The following is a 17,634-nucleotide window of genomic DNA, read 5'->3' on the forward strand; positions in this document are numbered from 1 at the left end:
AGGAGCAACGCGTGGCACGAGTCGTGGTCGAGGTCATGCCGAAGGCCGAGATCCTGGACCCCCAGGGACAGGCCGTGGTCGGCGCGCTCCCGCGTCTGGGATTCGCCGGAATCTCGGATGTGCGGCAGGGCAAGCGCTTCGAGCTCGAGGTCGACGAGAGTGTCTCCGACGCCCAGCTCGAGCAGATCGCCGAGGCGCTGCTGGCCAACACGGTGATCGAGGACTGGAAGGTCGTTCGGGTCCAGTGAGCGCGCGTATCGGCGTTATTACTTTTCCGGGCACGCTCGACGATGTCGACGCCGCCCGCGCGGTGCGGCTGGCCGGCGCCGAGGCCGTGAGCCTGTGGCACGCCGACGCCGACATCAAGGGCGTCGACGCGGTCATCGTCCCCGGTGGCTTCTCCTACGGCGACTACCTGCGCTGCGGCGCCATCGCCCGGTTCGCGCCGGTGATGGGCGAGGTCGTGCGCGCCGCCGGTCAGGGCCTGCCGGTGCTCGGCATCTGCAACGGCTTCCAGGTGCTGTGCGAGGCGGGCCTGCTGCCCGGCGCGCTCACCCGCAACGAGGGCCTGCACTTCATCTGCCGCGACGAGTGGCTGCAGGTCGAGGCGACGAACACCGCCTGGACCTCCCGCTACGAGCAGGGCGCGCAGATCCTCATCCCGCTGAAGTCGGGCGAGGGCCGCTACCAGGCCTCGGCGCAGGTGCTCGACGAGCTCGAGGGCGAAGGCCGCGTGGTGTTCCGCTACGCCGGCGACAACCCGAACGGCTCGCAGCGCGGGATCGCGGGCATCTCCTCGGCCAACGGCCGGATCGTCGGCCTGATGCCGCACCCCGAGCACGCGACCGAGGCACTCACCGGCCCCAGCGACGACGGTCTCGGCATGTTCTACTCCGTCATCGACAGCCTGGTCGGAGCCTGAGTTTCCGGCGCTCCCTCGCCACCGACGCCCCGACCTCACCATGAGGCCGGGGCGTTGTCGTCACTAGGGCAACCGGTCCAGGATGTCGAAGTCGACGCCGTCCGCGCGAGCGAGGTGGGCCGGGCCGACGGCTTGGTTGCCGAGGAAGCCGTTGCGGGCGGACGGGCCGTCCAGAATGATGCCGGTGGCGAGGCGGCTCGCGATGGTCGGCACATCCAGGGTGCCGACCGTGTCGGCCAGGGTGCGCAGCAGGTGGACCGCCTCGTACGTGGAATTGCTGAAGGTGGTCAGCGCGGGGGCGAACGCGCCCTGGTGTCTGCGGTAGCGCGCCCGGCGATCGCGGCCGTCGGCGGTGCGCTCGTCGACGAAGAAGCTTGATGCGACATACAGGTTGGCGTTGGCGGCGGGCCCCGCGCTCAGCAGGACGTTCTCGTCGACGGCGGGGCTCAGGCGCGGCATGATCGCAGGCAGGCCGGTCGCGGCGAATCGCCGGTTGAACCGGGCGGTGTCGGCGCCGACCATCAGGACGAGCACCGCATCGGCGCGCAAGAGGGCGGGGCTGTCCAGGAACGCGTGGAAATCCCGGGTGCCGAGCGGGACGTACTGTTCGAGCACGATATCGGCCGGTGAGGGCAGCGCACGGCGCAGCGCGTTGACCGTCTGACGGGGCCAGATGTAGTCGTTGCCGATCACCGCCCACTTGCGCACACCCAGTTCCCGCGCCATCCACGCCACGGCGGGCACGGTCTGGTGATCGGGATGCTCGCCCACCAGCAGGACGCCGGGGCGTTCGTCGGGCAGGCCCTCGTGGTCGGTCGCGTACAGGTAGGGGACCCGCCCGTCGACGGCGTCGGCGACCGCGCGGCGCACCGCCGAGGTGTGCCAGCCGGTGATCGCGCCGACCATGCCGGTCGCGAGAAATGCCTCCACCTCGGCGGCGACGGCATACGGGGAACGGCCGCCGTCGATGGTGGTCAGCCGAATTTCGCGGCCCAGAATTCCTGTGCCACCATTGATTTCATCGACGGCGAGGGAAATCGCGGCGGTACAGGAGGGGGCGATGATGCCCGCGGGGCCCTGCGTCGGCACGATCGAGAGAATCTCGATCGTCTCGTCCCGACTCTCGTCGCGCGTTGGCATTCTGTACTCTATCGCTTTGAAATCATGTCGGCAGGTGGGAAATGCGATCGGTGTCCATCATAAGTGGGTCTTCCACACTGCACGGTGCGCTGCGTTCGGCGGAACGCAACTGGGTCCGCCGGCTGGAATCGGCGCTGTCGGCCGACAATCTCACCGCCGATCACTGGGCCATTCTTTCGCAGCTTTCCACCGATGACGGCATGACCATGTCCGAATTGGCGGCCGCCGCGCGTTTGGCGCCGTCTTCGGCCACCCGGCACGCCGATTATCTCGCCGAACGCGGCCTGATCTTCCGGGTCGCCGCGACCGATGACCGCCGCCGCATCCTGATCGGTCTGAGCGGTCTCGGCGCGAAAGTGGTCGACCGGGTCAGGACGCAGGAACAGCTCGCCGAGGACGAATTGCGAGCGCGGCTGGGCGTACGCCGCTACGGCGAGCTGGCCGCCGCGCTCGCTGTCATCGCCGACCTGTAACGCCGGATCAGCTGCTCAACGCGAGTTCGACGAAGGCGCCCAGCGCGTGGTCGATGGGGTGGGGCAGTGGTTTTCCCGTGGCGTCGAGACTGTTCCAGCGCTGCATGTTCACCGCGAGCGACAGCTGGCGCGTGCCGTCGGCGCTGATCCAGGACAGCGCACCGCCGCCCCAGACCGAACCCTCGTGGCCCCAGAATTCGCCGTGCCCCGGCACTGTCATCTTCTGCAGGCCGAGTCCGTACTCGATGATCTTGCCCTCGAACGAGACGACCGGACCGGTGCGCCGCATCTGTTCCAGCGACGACGCGCCGATGATCTCGCCGGCGAGCAGCAGCCGGTAGAAGCGGTTCAGATCCGCGACGGTAGAGATGAGCGAGGCCGCGGGTCCCACCCAGGACATGTCGTAGACGCTGTAGTCGCGCGGTGGGTCGATCATGCCGAACCAGGACTCGTAGTGCAGCGAATGCGGTCCGTCGAGCTCCGGGCCCGTGGGGAGTTCGGTGTCGCGCAGCCCGGCGGGCTCGATGACGGCGGCGGCGATGTACTCCCGCGCGTCCAGTCCGGTCACGGCGGTGACGAGTTCGCACAGCAGCAGGTAGTTGGTGTTGGAGTACACGCCGGGTCGGCCGCCCGGCACGCCCGTGGCCGGCGCCGAGACGCCGAGTTCGATGAGGTCGGCCGGGACGAATCGGGTGAAGCGATGGTCGTCGAGGCTGGCCGGTGTCGTCTTCGTCAGGTCGGGGAAAGCTGCGAGGGACGGGTAGGCGTGCGGCAGGACGTCGGCGAGGCCGCTGGTGTGGTCGATCAACATCCGGATCGTGATCGCGGCGCCGCGGTCGCCGGGCACCAGGTGCGGCAGGTGGTGCCCGATGGGCGTGTCGAGCGACAGCAGGCCGTCCTCCACCAGGCGCAGGACCGCGGCGGCGGTGAACGTCTTGGTGATGCTGCCGACGCGGTGTCGCAGGTCGGGCGTGACGGGGCGGCCGGTGGCGAGATCGGCGACGCCCGCGGCGCCGCGCCAGGTCTCGTCGCAGGCGCGTACCTCGGCGAAGACGCCGGGCAGACCCGCGTGGTGGATGGTCTCCATGGCGATCTGGAGCTTTGCTGGATCGAAAGTCGTGGTCACGGCACAACTATCGGGCGGTGGCTCCCGCCGGGTATTGGAAGAATTTTCCCCATGCCCGGTATCGGTGCCTGGCGATGTCGGGCAGATAGTGCGTCGCCAGCGCGCCCGGTGTCCGGTCGGCGAAGATCGCCACGTCGCGACACAGATGCGCCTGATCGGTGTATCCGCACTCCACGGCGACCTCGGCGGCGGGCCTGCCTGCCAGCAGGCCGTCGACCGCTGCTCGGAACCGGACCAGCATGGCCGCCCGCTTGGGCGTCAGGCCGATCTGGGACTCGAAGCGCGCCCACAGTCGCTTGTGGCTCCAACCGAGCGATTCGGCCAGCGCGCCGATGCGTACCCGGCCGCCGGTGCTGAGGATGCGATCCCAGGAGGCGAGCACCTCCGGGTCGGCGACTCGCCTGGGCCGATCGCCCTGTGTCAGAAACGATTTCGTCAACTCGAACCGCTCGTCCCAGGTCGGCGCGGCGGCGAGGCGCTCGCGGAGGCGCTGAGCGCGCGAGCCCCACAGGTCGTCGAGGTCGAGTGCGCCACGGCCCAATTCCGCGGGGGCGACGCCGAGCAGTGAATACGCCAGGGTCGGGGCGAGCCGAACCTCGATACACGCCGCCCGCGCACCACGAATTCGCATGGGTTCGATGGGCATTCCCGCGACGAATCCGCCCAGGTTCCGAGTGCCGGACACATCGTCGACGACCAATCCGCGTTCGCCGAATTCGATCAGCACGGTGACCACCGCGGCCCCGGCCACGCGCAGATCGACGCCGGTCCCGGCCGTGTCGCGGTACCCGATAATCGAGATGCCCGGCGGCACGGCAGCGGCCGGACCCGCGAAATCCCAGCCGTCATCGGAGCGGTGGTCGAAGTCCACAGTCCCCACCACTCCAGGCTAGGGGAAAGATACGATCGCGAATATGCCCGTATCTCTGACCGCGGCCACGGCGAGTGGCCTGTGCGCCTTCATCGACGCTTCGCCGTCGCCCTTCCACGTGTGCGCGACGGTCGCCGAGGAATTGGCGGCGAACGGGTTCACGCCGCTGTCGGAGGCACAGCCGTGGGAGAGCGCGGGCGGGAAACACTATGTGGTGCGCGGTGGTTCGCTCATCGCGTGGGCCGACTACGACGCGGCGCCCACCGACCCGTTCCGGGTGGTCGGCGCGCACACCGACAGTCCCAATCTGCGCGTCAAGCAACACCCCGACCTGGCAGGCTCGGGCTGGCAACTGGTCGGGCTCGAGCCCTACGGCGGCGCGTGGCTGAACTCGTGGCTGGACCGTGAACTCGGGATCTCCGGGCGGTTGAGCGTGCGCGAGGGCGCGCGGATGCGGGACGTGCTGGTGCGCGTCGACGAACCGATCCTGCGGGTACCGCAGCTGGCCATCCACCTGTCCGAGGACCGGCGCGGGGTGACCCTGGATCCGCAGCGGCACGTCAACGCGATCTGGGGGACCGGTGACGCGCCCGCGTCGTTCCTCGACTTCGTGGCCGAGCGGGCCGGCGTCGACGGCGCCGATGTGCTCGGCTGGGAACTGATGACCCACGACCTGGCCCCGAGCACGCTGGTCGGACGCGACAACGACCTGGTGAGCGCGCCCCGGCTGGACAACCAGGGCACCTGCTACGCGGGACTGCAGGCCTTCCTCGCCGCCATCGACGATCCCGGCGCCGCGACGCCGGTGCTGGTGATGTTCGACCACGAGGAGGTCGGCAGCCAGTCGGATCGGGGCGCGCAGTCGGATCTGCTGCCCGCCGTGCTGGAACGGATCGTGCTCGCCCGCGGCGGTGGTCGTGCCGACTACCTCGCCGCGCTGGCCGGTTCGGTCGTCGCCTCCGGCGACATGGCCCACGCCACCCACCCCAACTATCCGGATCGGCACGAGCCCGCGCACCGGATCGAGGTCGGCGGCGGGCCGGTGCTCAAGGTCAACCAGAACCTGCGCTACGCCACCGATGCCGCGGGCGCGGGCGCGTTCGCGCTGGCCTGCGCGCAGGCGGGGGTGCCGTTGCAGCGCTACGTGCACCGCGCCGATCTGCCCTGCGGTTCCACCATCGGCCCGATGACCGCGGCCCGCACCGGCATCTCCACCGTCGACGTCGGCGCACCGCAGCTGGCCATGCACTCCTGCCGGGAACTCATGGGCGCGGCCGACGTGCCCGCCTACGCGGCGGCGCTGGCGGCCTTCCTGACCCCGGCCGAGCTCGACTGAGCGGTCAGGCGGCGGCCGGTTCAGCCGCGGGCTTGCGCTCGGGCCGATAGGTGATCACCGCGTAGACGATCACCGCGAAGGTGGCCCACACATAGGTGCTGCCGATGATCTGCTGCCACCACGCCCAGGCGAGTTCCTTGCCGCCCGAATGCGGCAGCACCCACTGCGGCCCGATGATGAACAGCACCGTGAAAACGCCCACGAGCGTGGTGAATCCGCGCGAGCGGCGGCGCGTGGCCTGGTCGACGGCGACGACCAGCGCCGGGGCGACCCACACCCAGTGGTGCGACCACGACACCGGCGAGACCAGCAGCACGGCGGCCGCGTTGACCAGCAGCGCCGAGACGTCGCGGCCCGCGCCGATCAGCCGGTACATCCACACCGCGGCCAGCGTGATCGTCAGCGCCGAGAGCAGCAGCCACAGTCCGGTCGCCACCGACTCGTCGAGGCCGAGCCGGAACAGCGTGCCCTTGATCGACTGGTTGCCCGCGAAATACGGCGTGCCGATGCGGCCGGTGTCGGTGACGGTGTGGAACCAGTACTGCACCGAGTCGTTCGGGAACAGCAGGAACCCGACGCCGACCGCGCCCGCCGCCGACACCACCATCGTGCCCGCGGCCTTCCAGTCCCGGCGCAGCAGGAAGTACAGCAGGTAGGCGGCGGGGATCAGCTTGATCGAGACCGCGATGCCGATGAGCATGCCGCGCGGCCAGAACGGCTTGCGCACCAGCACGTCGACGGTGATCGCGGCCATCAGGATCAGGTTGATCTGGCCGAAGTTCACCGTCTGGCGGACGGGCTCGAGGAACTGGGCGAGCCCGAGCCCGGCGATCACGAGGGTCAGCACCGAGATCCGGTCGAGCTCGGGCCGGATCCGCACCAGCACCACCCACAGGGCGACGGCCAGGCTCAGCAGCGAGGTCGCCAGCACGACGACCTCGGCCACCGGCAGCGGCATCAGCGCCAGCGGCACGAAGAACGCCGCCGCCAGCGGGGGATAGGTGAAGGGCAGGCCGAGACCCATGACCGGCGGCATCGGCCCGTACAGGTCGCCGCCGTCGAGCCAGACGCGCGCGCCGTTGCGGTAGACCTGCAGGTCGATGTATCCGTGCCACCAGTGCGCCAGCACCGCGACGACCGCGGAGAAGAGGAACAGGCCGATCGCGGCGAACAGCCTGCGCCGCTGCCGATCGGTGGCCTCGGACGTGGCCGACGGCCCGGCGGGAAGCGAGCTGGGCGCCGCGTCGTGCGCGGGAACAGGAGACTCGACCTGCTCGGCAACCCCCGGACTCTCGTTCACGGCGTCAGACTAGCGGGTCGGGCCGTGCCCCAAGCGCAGGTGTGACCTGGGCGAGTGCGACGTCTGTCACTTGTTCGCAATACTCGGGGCGGGCCGTTCGGCCGCGACGAGGGCCAATTAGACTCTGCAGTCAAGTTCCCCCGGCCGAAAGGACCCTGGTCTCCCGTGACACTGCAGGTCGACACCGTCGCTACCGCCGCAGCCACCCCGGATGCTCCGCAGCCGTACAAGGAACTCGGTCTCAAAGACGACGAGTACGCCCGCATCAAGGAGATTCTGGGCCGTCGGCCCACCGACGCCGAACTGGCGATGTACTCCGTGATGTGGAGCGAGCACTGCTCCTACAAGTCCTCGAAGGTGCACCTGCGCTACTTCGGTGAGACGACCACCCCCGAGATGAAGGCCTCGATGCTGGCAGGCATCGGCGAGAACGCGGGCGTGGTCGACATCGGCGACGGCTGGGCGGTCACCTTCAAGGTGGAGAGCCACAACCACCCGTCCTACGTCGAGCCCTATCAGGGCGCTGCCACCGGCGTCGGCGGCATCGTGCGCGACATCATGGCGATGGGCGCGCGTCCGATCGCGGTGATGGACCAGCTGCGCTTCGGCGCGGCCGACGCCCACGACACCCGTCGCGTGGTCGACGGCGTGGTCCGCGGCATCGGCGGCTACGGCAACTCCCTCGGCCTGCCGAACGTGGGCGGCGAGACCGTCTTCGACGCCTCCTACCAGGGCAACCCGCTGGTGAACGCGCTCTGCGCGGGCGCCATGCGCGTGGAGGACCTGCACCTGGCCTTCGCCTCCGGCGCGGGCAACAAGATCATCCTGTTCGGCGCGCGCACCGGCCTCGACGGCATCGGCGGCGTGTCCGTGCTCGCCTCGGACACCTTCTCCGGCGAGGAGACCGGCACCGGCCGCAAGAAGCTGCCCGCCGTGCAGGTCGGTGACCCGTTCACCGAGAAGGTGCTCATCGAGTGCTGTCTCGACCTGTACAAGGCCGGACTGGTCGTCGGCATCCAGGACCTCGGCGGCGCCGGGCTGTCCTGCGCCACGTCCGAACTCGCCGCGGCCGGCGACGGCGGCATGCACATCGACCTCACCAAGGTCCCGCTGCGCGCCGCGCACATGACTCCGGCCGAGATCCTGTCGAGCGAGTCGCAGGAGCGCATGTGCGCGGTCGTCACCCCGGAGAACGTGGACGCCTTCATGGCCGTCTGCAAGCGCCACGACGTGCTGGCGACCGTCATCGGTGAGGTCACCGACGGTGATCACCTCGTCATCAGCTGGCACGGTGAGACCGTCGTCGACGTGCCGCCGCGCACGGTCGCCCACGAGGGCCCGGTCTACGAGCGCCCGGTCCAGCGTCCCGACTACCAGGACGCGCTGATCGCCGACACCACCGCGAACCTCCCCCGGCCCAAGACGGCCGACGAGCTGCGCGAGACGCTGCTGACGATGATCGCCAGCCCGCAGCTGTGCAGCCGCAAGTGGATCACCGAGCAGTACGACCGCTACGTGCGCGGCAACACCGTGCTCGCCGAGCACGCCGACGCCGGCGTGGTGCGCATCGACGAGGAGTCCGGTCGCGGTATCGCGCTGGCCACCGACGCCTCGGGCCGCTACACCAAGCTCGACCCGTACACCGGCGCGCAGCTGGCGCTGGCCGAGGCCTTCCGTAATGTCGCCACCACCGGCGCCACCCCGAAGGCCGTCACCAACTGCCTCAACTTCGGTTCGCCGGAGGACCCGGGCGTGATGTGGCAGTTCCAGCAGGCCGTGCGCGGTCTCGCGGACGGCTGTGCGGCCCTTGGTATTCCGGTGACCGGCGGCAACGTCAGCTTCTACAACCAGACCGGCAAGGACGCCATCCTGCCCACCCCGGTCGTCGGCGTGCTCGGCGTGATCGACGATGTGCACCGCCGCATCCCGACCGGCCTCGGCCTCGAGCCGGGCGAGTCGCTGATCCTGCTCGGCGAGACCCGCGACGAGCTCGACGGCTCGATCTGGTCGCAGGTCGTGCACGATCACCTCGGTGGCGTGCCGCCGAAGGTCGACTTCGCCCGCGAGCAGCTGCTCTCGGAGGTGCTCACCTCGGGTTCGCGCGACGGCATGATCTCGGCCGCGCACGACCTGTCCGAGGGTGGCCTGGCGCAGACCGTCGTCGAGGCCGCGCTGGCGGGGGAGACCGGCTGCCGGATCATCCTGCCCGAGGGCTCCGACCCGTTCGTCGAGCTGTTCTCGGAGTCGGCGGGCCGCGTGCTCGTCGCGGTGCCGCGCTCGGAGGAGACCCGGTTCACCAGGATGTGCGAGGCGCGCCAGCTGCCGTGGGCGCGCATCGGCGTGGTCGATCAGGGCTCGGATTCGGTCGAGGTGCAGGGCCAGTTCTCGGTGACACTCGCTGAATTGCGCGAGGCGTTCGAGGGCACCCTGCCTAAGCTGTTCGGAGCGCACACCGCCTGATCGGCCAGCGGCCGGAGGCGGTAGCGCAGCGTGACCACGGAGGTCGCCCGAGCAGGCGCCGTGGACCCAGCCTGACCCCTCGGGTTCGTTCTCTCCGCCTGAGTGTTCCGGCTCAGCGGAGGGAACGACGATGACTGTGCACGACACCGCCGGTGCGGCGGTCGCGACAACGCCCGGACGGCCGAATCCGTTCGTCCGGGCGCTGCATGTGGCGGAGCGGTTCTTCCACCCGAACTACGTGGGCCTCGTCGTGGCCACGATCCTGTTCTGCTGGTCGATGACGCCCTCGCTGCTGCCGCGCGACTGGTTCTTCCAGGGCCTGGTCAGCGGGATCAACGCCACCATCGGCTACGGCCTCGGCTGCCTGCTGGCCTGGGCGTGGCGGCGCTGGGTGGCGCCGCGGATCACGCTGCCGGCCAGGGCCACGGAGCTGTGGGAGCGGCGGCCGAGCTGGACGGCGCTCGCGATCAAAGCGGTGATCGTGGCGCTCTGCCTGCTCGCGGCGATCCTGATGACGATCCAGTCCGGGCGCTGGCAGCGCGAGATCACCGACCTGATGGACATGGAGCCGATCGGCGCCGATTCCGGATACCTGCGCACCCTGCTGGTGGGCGCGGTCGTGGTCGGGCTGCTGATCTGGATCTCGCGTGGGGTCGCCCGGCTGGCTCGCGCGGTGGCGCGGGGCCTCAACCAATGGGTGCGGGTGCCGACCTCGGTGGCCAGGCCGCTCGGGGCGCTCGTCGTCGGCGTGGTCGCCGTCCTGCTGTTCAACGGCGTCCTCGCGAAAGCCTTCTTCGCCGTGGCCAATTCGGCGTTCAGCGCGCGCAACGGACACACCTCGGCGCACGCGATCCAGCCGACGCTGCCCGAACGCTCCGGCAGCCCCGAATCCCTGGCCGCCTGGGACACGCTCGGTTCCGAGGGCCGATGGTTCGTCTCGAACGCGCCGACCGCGCTGGCCATCAGCCAGGTCACCGGAAAGCCCGCGCGCGAACCGATCCGGGTGTACGCGGGCCTGGAATCGGCCGACGGTTTCGAGGCGCAGACCGACCTGGCCGTCGCCGAACTCGACCGCACCAAGGCCTTCGAACGCGAAGTGCTGGTGGTGATCAGCACGACCGGCACCGGCTGGGTCGACTCGACCAGCGCTGAATCCGTCGAGCTGATGTTCGGTGGCGACACGGCCCTGGTCGCCACTCAGTACTCGTATCTGCCCAGCGCGCTGTCGTTCCTGTCCGACCGCGACAAGTCGATGACCATGGGCCGCTTGCTGTTCGACAAGGTCTACGAGCGCTGGGCCGCGCTGCCCGAGGAAACCAGGCCCAAGCTGCTGGTCTACGGCGAGAGCCTGGGATCGCAGGGCTCGGAGGGCGCGTTCTCGGGGCTGGCCGACATCCGCAATCGCGCCGACGGCGTGCTGTGGGTGGGACCGCCCAACTCCAATCGGCTCTGGTCGGAGTTCGTGCGCAGGCGCGATCCGGGCACCGAGGAGATCACCCCGATCTTCGCCGACGGGCTCTCGGTGCGCTTCGCGTCCAGCGCCGACCAGCTCGCGCGGCCGTCGGACAAGTGGACCGATCCGCGCATCGTCTACCTGCAACACGCGTCCGACCCGGTGGTGTGGTGGTCGCCGGATCTGCTGTTCGAGCGGCCGGACTGGTTGGCCGAGCGGCGCGGACCCGATGTGTCGAGCGCGATGGCGTGGTATCCGATCGTCACGTTCTGGCAGGTCGCCGCGGATCTGCCGCGCGCGCAATCGGTGTCGAACGGGCACGGCCACAACTACGGCAACGTGGTGCCCGACGCGTGGGCCGCGGTGGCCCAACCGCCGGACTACACACCGGAATCGGCGGCGCGGATCAAGGCGTACCTGATCGAGTCCGCGGCCACCGAGCATCAGCTGAAGTAGCCGGGCGGGGCAGCGCCGAACCCCTCGATCGGGGCTGCCCCTGCCCCGGCTACGACACCGACCGGAACGGATTGTGTTCGGCGATCAGCTGTTCCAGCCGCGCCTCGTCGATCCGCCCGATCAGCGACTGCGCCTCCTGCTGGTCGCGCACGACCTTCGCGAGGGTGAAGCAGCTGGTCACCAGGAACAGCCCCGACATCGCGAGGAACCCGCGCTGCCAGGCGTCCAGCGGCAGGTAGTAGATGCCCGCGGCGGTGCCGAACAGGCTGACGGCGAACGCGATCGCGGCCTGAACCATGTACGCCGAGGTGTTCTTCGGCTTGGCATTCGGTGTGCTCATGGAAATCAGTGTGCTGAGCGGGGGTTTCGCGCGGGCGCGTGAAACTACTCGAGTGCGATGGGTAGTTGCCGCCCGCCGAGAGTGACCGACGCGCCATCCACAACACCCCGCTGGGCCGGAACCGGCCAGCCATACTGGATCGGTGTCCGCGACAGGCTCCACCCTAGACACGCTGCGTGCGCGCGGCGCCGGGGTGCTGCGCCGCCTCGAGGACATCATCGACCTGAACTATCCCGGCCTGGTCCTGGCCACCCTGTTCTTCGCGCTGTCGGTGACGCCCTCGCTGGTGCCGCGCGACTGGCTGTTCCAGGGCCTGATCAGCGGTATCAACGCCGCCATCGGGTACGGGCTCGGGTGCGTGCTCGAATGGCTGTTCCGGCGCTGGGTCCGGGCGAAGATCCCGATTCCCAGCCCCTCGGACCGGCTGCGCTACGGCATCAAGGCGACGGTGCTCGTCGTGTGCGCGCTGGTCGCCGCGCTGATGCTGGTGCAGTCGGCGCGCTGGCAGCGCGAGATCACCTCGCTGATGGGGATGGCGGGCACGACCACGCCCGCCTACCTGCGGACCGGGTTGCTCAGTGTGGCGGTCGGCGTCGTGGTGGTCGCCGCCTACCGGACCGTGCGCACGCTGGTGCTGGTGCTGGCGCGGCAGCTGAACCGGTGGGTGCGGGTGCCGCGCGAGCTCGCCCCGGCCGCGGGCGCGCTGGTGCTGGTGGTGTTCACGGTGACCATCGTCAACGGTGTGGCGTCGCGGGCGCTGTTCGCGGTGGCCAATTCCGCGTTCAGCGTGCGCAACGACCGGATGACCGAGCACGCCGTGCGACCGGCGCAGCCCGAACGCTCGGGCAGTGACGCCTCGCTCGCGCCGTGGGAGACCCTCGGCTACGAGGGCCGCTGGTTCGTCGCCAACGGACCGCGCGCCGCGGACATCACGGCGGTGACGGGACAGCCGGCGCGCGAACCGATCCGGGCATATGTGGGTTTGGAGTCGGTCACCGGCGAGCAGACCGCGGCCCGGCTGGCCGTCGACGAACTCGAGCGAACCAAGGCCTTCGACCGGTCGGCGATCGTGGTGGTCACCACCACCGGCACCGGCTGGGTCAACGGGATGGCGGCAGGCGCGATCGAATACCTCTACGGCGGCGACACCGCCATCGTCGCCACCCAGTACTCGTATCTGCCGAGCGTGCTGTCGTTCCTGTCCGACCGGGCGAAGGCGGCCGCGGCGGGCCGGGAACTGTTCGACGCGGTGTACGAGCGGATCTCGACCCGGCCGCCGGAGCATCGGCCGAAGCTGTTCGTGTACGGGGAGAGCCTGGGCTCCCAGGGCTCCGAGGACGCCTTCGACGGGCTGGCCGATCTGCGTGAGGAGGTCGACGGCGCGTTGTGGGTCGGCCCGCCGAACTCGAATCGGCTGTGGCGGCAGTTCGTCGACCGGCGCGACCCCGGATCGCCCGAGGTGGCGCCGCGCTACGCCGACGGGCTGGTCGTCCGATTCGCCGACGACGCGGGGGATCTGGCGAAGGGCGTCACCTGGCTGGAGCCACGCATCGCCTACCTGCAGCACCCGTCCGATCCCATCGTGTGGTGGTCGGCCGATCTCATCTTCACCCAGCCGGACTGGTTGAGCGAGCCACGCGGCGCGGATGTCTCGACGCAGATGCGGTGGGCGCCGTTCGTGACGTTCTGGCAGGTGACGGCCGATCTGACCAATGCGCAAGGGGTTTCGGACGGGCACGGGCACCGGTACGGGTCGCTGGTGCTCGACGGGTGGTTGGCGGTGGCGGAGCCGCCGGGGGTGAGCGCCGAGACGGTCGAGAAGGCGCGTGCCGCACTGGAATCCGCGGAGGCGTACGAGCGGGAGGTCAAGTGATGCTGCCCGAGACGAGTGCCGCGACACGGTTGAGCGGCGACGCTGAACCGGTCGGACCGCTGTGGTGCGCGCCCCGTATCCCGCGGCGGGCGCGGTGACGCGGGGTGGAGGGTCGCGGCGTCCGGCGTCGCTATGGCTGAGGGCGCGTGGGATGTTCGCGCTGGGATTGTCGCCGCTGTGGCAGTGGGCGCGTGGGATGTTCGCGCTGGGGCTGCCGCCGGTGTGGAGCAATCGGGTGCTGCCCGCGCTGGACCTGCCGCTGCGTGGGCGGACAGTGGCGAACCTCGGGTTCGCGGCGGGGTATGCGGTGGTGTTCAGCGGTCGTCCGAACTGGTTGTCGGCCAACGGATTTCGCTGGGGCATCGGTGGCGCGGCGCTGGTATTCGCCGGCTACGGTATGGCTCTCGCGGTTCCGGCATTGCGGCGGTTGCCGCTCGAAGTCGCCGAACGGGTGCCGGAGACCTCGACGCTCGAGTGGATCGTCCTGCACATTCCCGTCGGCACGGTGCTGGCCGAGGAGACCGTCTTCCGCGGCACGCTCGACCCGCTGCTCGACGACATCACCGACCCGCGCGTGGCGGCGGGGGTGGGGGCACTCGATTTCGGCCTGTGCCACATCAACGCCGCCCGCACCACCGGCGAATCGGTGGCCGGAACCGTAGCCCTCACCACCTTGGCCGGGCTGGTCTTCGGCGCGCTGCGCAGACACACCGGCAGCGCGACCGCACCCGCCTTGCTCCATCTGGCGATCAACGCCGGAGGAGCACTGCTGCCGCTTGTGGCGCTGCGGCTCGAAGCCCGGTCCGGCCGCTGAGCCCGGCGGGCCGCTCTCTACTCGGCAGGCGATTCGCTCACTGCGCGGAGTTGCCGCCGGGGCGATCGTCGCTTCGCACGGCTGCCTGCGGACGATGTCCAGCCGACGGCAGGCTGTCGCTACTCCGCTCGCGGCGGCCTGTGCCGCAATGAGATTCGCGGTCCGTAGTCAGGCTGTCGCGACGAAGCCCGCCACGGCGTCGGTGAAGGCGTCGTTGTCGTCGCCCGCGGCGGTGTGGGCGGCCGCGGAGATCTCGGCGAGGCGGGCGTGCGGCGCCAAGGCGAGGAAGGCGGCGGTGCCCTCGTCGCTGACGACATCGGATTTGCCGCCGCGGACGAGCAGGACCGGGATGGTCAGAGCCTCGGCGGCCGCTTCCATCTCGGCGATGCGGGCCTCGGCGTCGGTGTCGAGGTTGCTGATCAGGTCCGGGTCCCAGTGCCAGTACCACCGGCCCTCGCGCTGACGCAGGTTGCGCAACAGGCCGTCGGCGTTGTCGGGGCGCGGGCGGTGCGGCAGGTAGGCGGCGACCGCGTCGGCCACCTGGTCGAGGGTGTCGAAACCGTCGCGATGCCTGCCGAGGAAGTCCATCACGCGCTCCACGCCCTTGGATTCCGAGCGGGGCACGATGTCGACCAGCACCAGCGCGCGGATCGCCGCGCCGCCGGGCGCCGCGGTCGTGAGCAGGCCGGTGATGCCGCCCATGCTGGCGCCGACCACCACCGCGCCGTGCTCCGGTGTCGCGCCGAGTTGCGCGAGCACGGTGAGCAGATCGCCGACCATCACCTCGCGCGTGTAGTTGCGCGTCGGTGACCACTCGCTGTCGCCGTGGCCGCGCGCGTCGACGGCGACCACCCGCATGCCCTCGGCCGCCAGGGCGCGGCCGGTGCGCTTCCACGAGTGCCGGTTCTGGCCACCGCCGTGCAGCATCACCACGAGTGGTCCGTCGGCGGGGCCGAAGGCATCGGCGGCCAGCGCCAGCCCGTCGGCGCCGCGCAGGCGCAGCGTGGTGGGTTCCAGCGGCTCGGGCGAGCTCGACATGACACCTCCTGAACTACGTTCACTGTGCTGAACGATGTTCAGAATGTAGCGTGAGGACCCGATCGAAGGGAAGTGGGGACCAGTGGCCGAACCGAGCCGGGCGGGGCGCCGCGACGAGATCGCCGAGGCGAAACGGGCGATCATCCTGCGCGCGGCCCGGACGATCTTCGAAAGGGACGGCGTCGACGCGGCCAACATCCGGGCGATCGCGACCGCCGCCGGCTACACCCCCGGCGCCCTCTACGGCTATTTCCCGAGCAAGGAACACATCTACGCCGCGCTGCTCGGCGAATCGCTGGAACGGCTGTCGGCCGAGGTGGCCGCGGTGACCGTCCTGGCCGACCCGGCTGACCGGTTCCGCGCGGCGGGCCTGGCCTTCTTCGATTTCTACGACGGCAATCCCCGCGACCTCGACCTCGGCTTCTACCTCTTCCGCGGCGGCATCCGCCCGCACGGCCTCGGCGCCGAACTGAACGCGGACCTCAACGCCGTCATGCTCGCCGGCCTCGCCCCGATGGTCTCGGCCACCATCGAACTCGGCGCCACCGCCGACCGAGCCCGCGTCATCACCGCCGACGTCCTCGCCCACCTCTCCGGCCTCCTCCTGCTCGCCCACACCAAACGCCTGGCCCTCCTCGGCGACACCGACACCGACGCCCGCCAGATGATGCGCGAATACCTCGACCTCCGCATCACCGCCCTGCACGCCGGCCAGGGCTGACCCCGCCGCCCGGTGACCGTCGCCGTCGGTGCCGCTCGGTAGCGTCGTCCGTATGGCGCGGAAGGTGATGGGCGCGGCGGAGGTGCGGGCCGCCGTCGCGGAGGTGGCCGAGTGGCTACTGGTGGCGGAGTCGGTGACACCGGAGCGGGCCGCCATCGCCGCCGCGGTGCGTGGGACCGCGCGGGCGTTGGCGGCGGATGCGCCGGGGCATTCGGTGGAGGTGCGGGTGCCGCCGTTCGTGGCGGTGCAGTGCGTGGAAGGGCCGCGGCACACCAGGGGGACACCGCCGAACGTGGTCGAGACCGACGCCAGGACCTGGCTGCTCCTGGCCACCGGTCTGCTCGACTTCGACGCGGCCGTCGAGTCCGGCGCCCTCTCGGTCTCGGGCACCCGCGCGAACGAGATCGCCGCATGGCTCCCGATCGTGCCGCTCCGGCCGACCGGCGAGCAGATCTGATGCCCGGTGCTCGCCGGTGCGGCCCATCGCCCCGGTCTCAGCGCACCCCGAACGCGGACAACGCTGTCGACGTCTTCATCACCAGTCGGTTTTCGGTGTTGGCGACGTGTACGAACCCGAAACGCGAGTAGAACGCGGCCGCCGCCTCATCGATGGCGTCGACGACGATCAGCCGACCGCCCGTCGTCTGAGCCGCGCCCAAGATCTTGGAGACCGCGTCGATGAGCAATTGTTCGCCCAAACCCTGCCCGTGCAGACTTCGATCGAGCGCGAATTTCGCGAGGAGGAACGCGGGGACGACCTTCAATCCGGAGGACAGCTTCTGGGAAAGGCCGTCGACATCGCGCTCCACCTGGGTGGGCGCGATCGCATAGTAGGCGCGCACGGTCGGATCGCCCTCGGTGATCCATACATAGGTGCGGCTGGTCCAACGCTGCTCGGCCTGCAACGCCATGCGCTGCAGCCACTCGTCGAGAACCGGTTTCCCGCAGTCGAACTCGCTGAGTTTGTGGTCGACGGTGATCGCCGTCGAGATCCACGTCATCGGCGAACGAAGACTCGGGGCTTCGCGGCGGCCTTCGCCAACGCCGGCGCCTCATCGGGTGCATCGAGTGATGACATCATCGCGTCGAACTGTTCGGCGGGCATCAGTGTTCGGCTCGACAGCGCCAAGATCCGATCCGCGCGGTCGAAGGCCGCCGCGCGGATGAATTCGCTCAAGGTCTCGTTGACCGCGTCGGCGGCGGCTTGGAGTTGTGTCTGTCGTTCCTTGTCGAGCCGAACCTCGACTCGTTGGGACTTCGTTGTCATGTCGATGCCCCTTCCGGGTCTGGAACGCGGCGGGTCCGCAGGTT

18 protein-coding genes are annotated in these 17,634 nt (G+C 70.1%); 10 read left to right on the forward strand and 8 right to left on the reverse strand.

The features are described from left to right. Nucleotides 1-11: 11 nt before the first annotated feature. On the forward strand, nt 12-248 hold the full coding sequence (purS, locus tag AB0H56_RS24190) for a phosphoribosylformylglycinamidine synthase subunit PurS (protein ID WP_357167352.1): 237 nt from the start codon (nt 12-14) through the stop codon (nt 246-248). Further along, the gene (gene purQ, locus AB0H56_RS24195; RefSeq protein WP_357167354.1) at nt 245-922 is read left to right on the forward strand and encodes a phosphoribosylformylglycinamidine synthase subunit PurQ; all 678 of its coding nucleotides are present in this window, start codon (nt 245-247) and stop codon (nt 920-922) included. The genes purS and purQ overlap by 4 nt, the downstream gene beginning before the upstream one ends. A 63-nt stretch (nt 923-985) precedes the next feature. On the opposite strand, the gene AB0H56_RS24200 is transcribed toward purQ, so the two are convergent. Further along, entirely contained in the window at nt 986-2,062 is a 1,077-nt protein-coding gene (locus tag AB0H56_RS24200; protein ID WP_357167355.1) for a substrate-binding domain-containing protein, read from the reverse strand. 41 nt (nt 2,063-2,103) lie between these two features. On the opposite strand from AB0H56_RS24200, the gene AB0H56_RS24205 reads away from it, so the two are divergent. Continuing rightward, nucleotides 2,104-2,535, forward strand: a complete 432-nt coding sequence (locus AB0H56_RS24205) for a MarR family transcriptional regulator (protein ID WP_232996383.1) — start codon at nt 2,104-2,106, stop codon at nt 2,533-2,535. Nucleotides 2,536-2,542: 7 nt separating this feature from the next. Here AB0H56_RS24205 and AB0H56_RS24210 read toward each other — a convergent pair whose 3' ends face one another. Together AB0H56_RS24210 and AB0H56_RS24215 are read right to left on the reverse strand one after the other, a co-directional pair. Continuing rightward, entirely contained in the window at nt 2,543-3,661 is a 1,119-nt protein-coding gene (locus AB0H56_RS24210) for a serine hydrolase domain-containing protein (protein WP_357167358.1), read from the reverse strand. Nucleotides 3,662-3,668: 7 nt separating this feature from the next. Then, nucleotides 3,669-4,541 carry a helix-turn-helix domain-containing protein gene (locus tag AB0H56_RS24215; RefSeq protein ID WP_357167359.1) on the reverse strand — a complete coding sequence of 291 codons (873 nt, stop codon included), beginning with the start codon at nt 4,539-4,541 and terminating at the stop codon, nt 3,669-3,671. A gap of 34 nt (nt 4,542-4,575) precedes the next feature. On the opposite strand from AB0H56_RS24215, the gene AB0H56_RS24220 reads away from it, so the two are divergent. Beyond that, the gene (locus AB0H56_RS24220) at nt 4,576-5,868 is read left to right on the forward strand and encodes a M18 family aminopeptidase (protein WP_357167361.1); all 1,293 of its coding nucleotides are present in this window, start codon (nt 4,576-4,578) and stop codon (nt 5,866-5,868) included. A 4-nt stretch (nt 5,869-5,872) separates the two neighbouring features. On the opposite strand, the gene AB0H56_RS24225 is transcribed toward AB0H56_RS24220, so the two are convergent. Next, entirely contained in the window at nt 5,873-7,168 is a 1,296-nt protein-coding gene (locus AB0H56_RS24225; RefSeq protein ID WP_357167363.1) for a glycosyltransferase 87 family protein, read from the reverse strand. A 165-nt stretch (nt 7,169-7,333) separates the two neighbouring features. Here AB0H56_RS24225 and purL point away from each other — a divergent pair, with 165 nt between their 5' ends. Both purL and AB0H56_RS24235 read left to right on the forward strand, forming a co-directional pair. Further along, nucleotides 7,334-9,628 carry a phosphoribosylformylglycinamidine synthase subunit PurL gene (gene purL / locus AB0H56_RS24230; protein WP_357167364.1) on the forward strand — a complete coding sequence of 765 codons (2,295 nt, stop codon included), beginning with the start codon at nt 7,334-7,336 and terminating at the stop codon, nt 9,626-9,628. Between the two features lie 130 nt (nt 9,629-9,758). Next, on the forward strand, nt 9,759-11,537 hold the full coding sequence (locus tag AB0H56_RS24235; protein WP_357167366.1) for an alpha/beta hydrolase: 1,779 nt from the start codon (nt 9,759-9,761) through the stop codon (nt 11,535-11,537). A gap of 49 nt (nt 11,538-11,586) precedes the next feature. On the opposite strand, the gene AB0H56_RS24240 is transcribed toward AB0H56_RS24235, so the two are convergent. Then, nucleotides 11,587-11,877: a YiaA/YiaB family inner membrane protein gene (locus AB0H56_RS24240; protein ID WP_110037407.1), complete on the reverse strand. Its 291-nt coding sequence runs from the start codon at nt 11,875-11,877 to the stop codon at nt 11,587-11,589. 142 nt (nt 11,878-12,019) lie between these two features. On the opposite strand from AB0H56_RS24240, the gene AB0H56_RS24245 reads away from it, so the two are divergent. Both AB0H56_RS24245 and AB0H56_RS24250 read left to right on the forward strand, forming a co-directional pair. Next, nucleotides 12,020-13,750 (forward strand): alpha/beta-hydrolase family protein, encoded by a 1,731-nt coding sequence (locus AB0H56_RS24245; RefSeq protein ID WP_357167369.1) that lies wholly within the window; start codon nt 12,020-12,022, stop codon nt 13,748-13,750. A gap of 151 nt (nt 13,751-13,901) precedes the next feature. Next, nucleotides 13,902-14,564: a CPBP family intramembrane glutamic endopeptidase gene (locus tag AB0H56_RS24250; RefSeq protein ID WP_357167371.1), complete on the forward strand. Its 663-nt coding sequence runs from the start codon at nt 13,902-13,904 to the stop codon at nt 14,562-14,564. Between the two features lie 168 nt (nt 14,565-14,732). Here AB0H56_RS24250 and AB0H56_RS24255 read toward each other — a convergent pair whose 3' ends face one another. Then, on the reverse strand, nt 14,733-15,602 hold the full coding sequence (locus AB0H56_RS24255; RefSeq protein ID WP_357167373.1) for an alpha/beta hydrolase: 870 nt from the start codon (nt 15,600-15,602) through the stop codon (nt 14,733-14,735). 82 nt (nt 15,603-15,684) lie between these two features. Here AB0H56_RS24255 and AB0H56_RS24260 point away from each other — a divergent pair, with 82 nt between their 5' ends. Further along, nucleotides 15,685-16,323, forward strand: coding sequence for a helix-turn-helix domain-containing protein (locus AB0H56_RS24260; RefSeq protein WP_357167375.1), 639 nt, complete (start codon nt 15,685-15,687; stop codon nt 16,321-16,323). 52 nt (nt 16,324-16,375) lie between these two features. Then, complete coding sequence (locus AB0H56_RS24265; RefSeq protein ID WP_357167377.1) at nt 16,376-16,780, forward strand: sterol carrier family protein; 405 nt, start codon at nt 16,376-16,378, stop codon at nt 16,778-16,780. A 37-nt stretch (nt 16,781-16,817) separates the two neighbouring features. On the opposite strand, the gene AB0H56_RS24270 is transcribed toward AB0H56_RS24265, so the two are convergent. After that, nucleotides 16,818-17,234 carry a GNAT family N-acetyltransferase gene (locus tag AB0H56_RS24270; RefSeq protein WP_357167379.1) on the reverse strand — a complete coding sequence of 139 codons (417 nt, stop codon included), beginning with the start codon at nt 17,232-17,234 and terminating at the stop codon, nt 16,818-16,820. Nucleotides 17,235-17,320: 86 nt separating this feature from the next. Further along, nucleotides 17,321-17,590 carry a DUF1778 domain-containing protein gene (locus AB0H56_RS24275; RefSeq protein ID WP_357167381.1) on the reverse strand — a complete coding sequence of 90 codons (270 nt, stop codon included), beginning with the start codon at nt 17,588-17,590 and terminating at the stop codon, nt 17,321-17,323. Nucleotides 17,591-17,634: the final 44 nt, after the last annotated feature.

It is taken from the genome of Nocardia sp. NPDC050717 (assembly GCF_040654275.1).
GTDB lineage: Bacteria > Actinomycetota > Actinomycetes > Mycobacteriales > Mycobacteriaceae > Nocardia.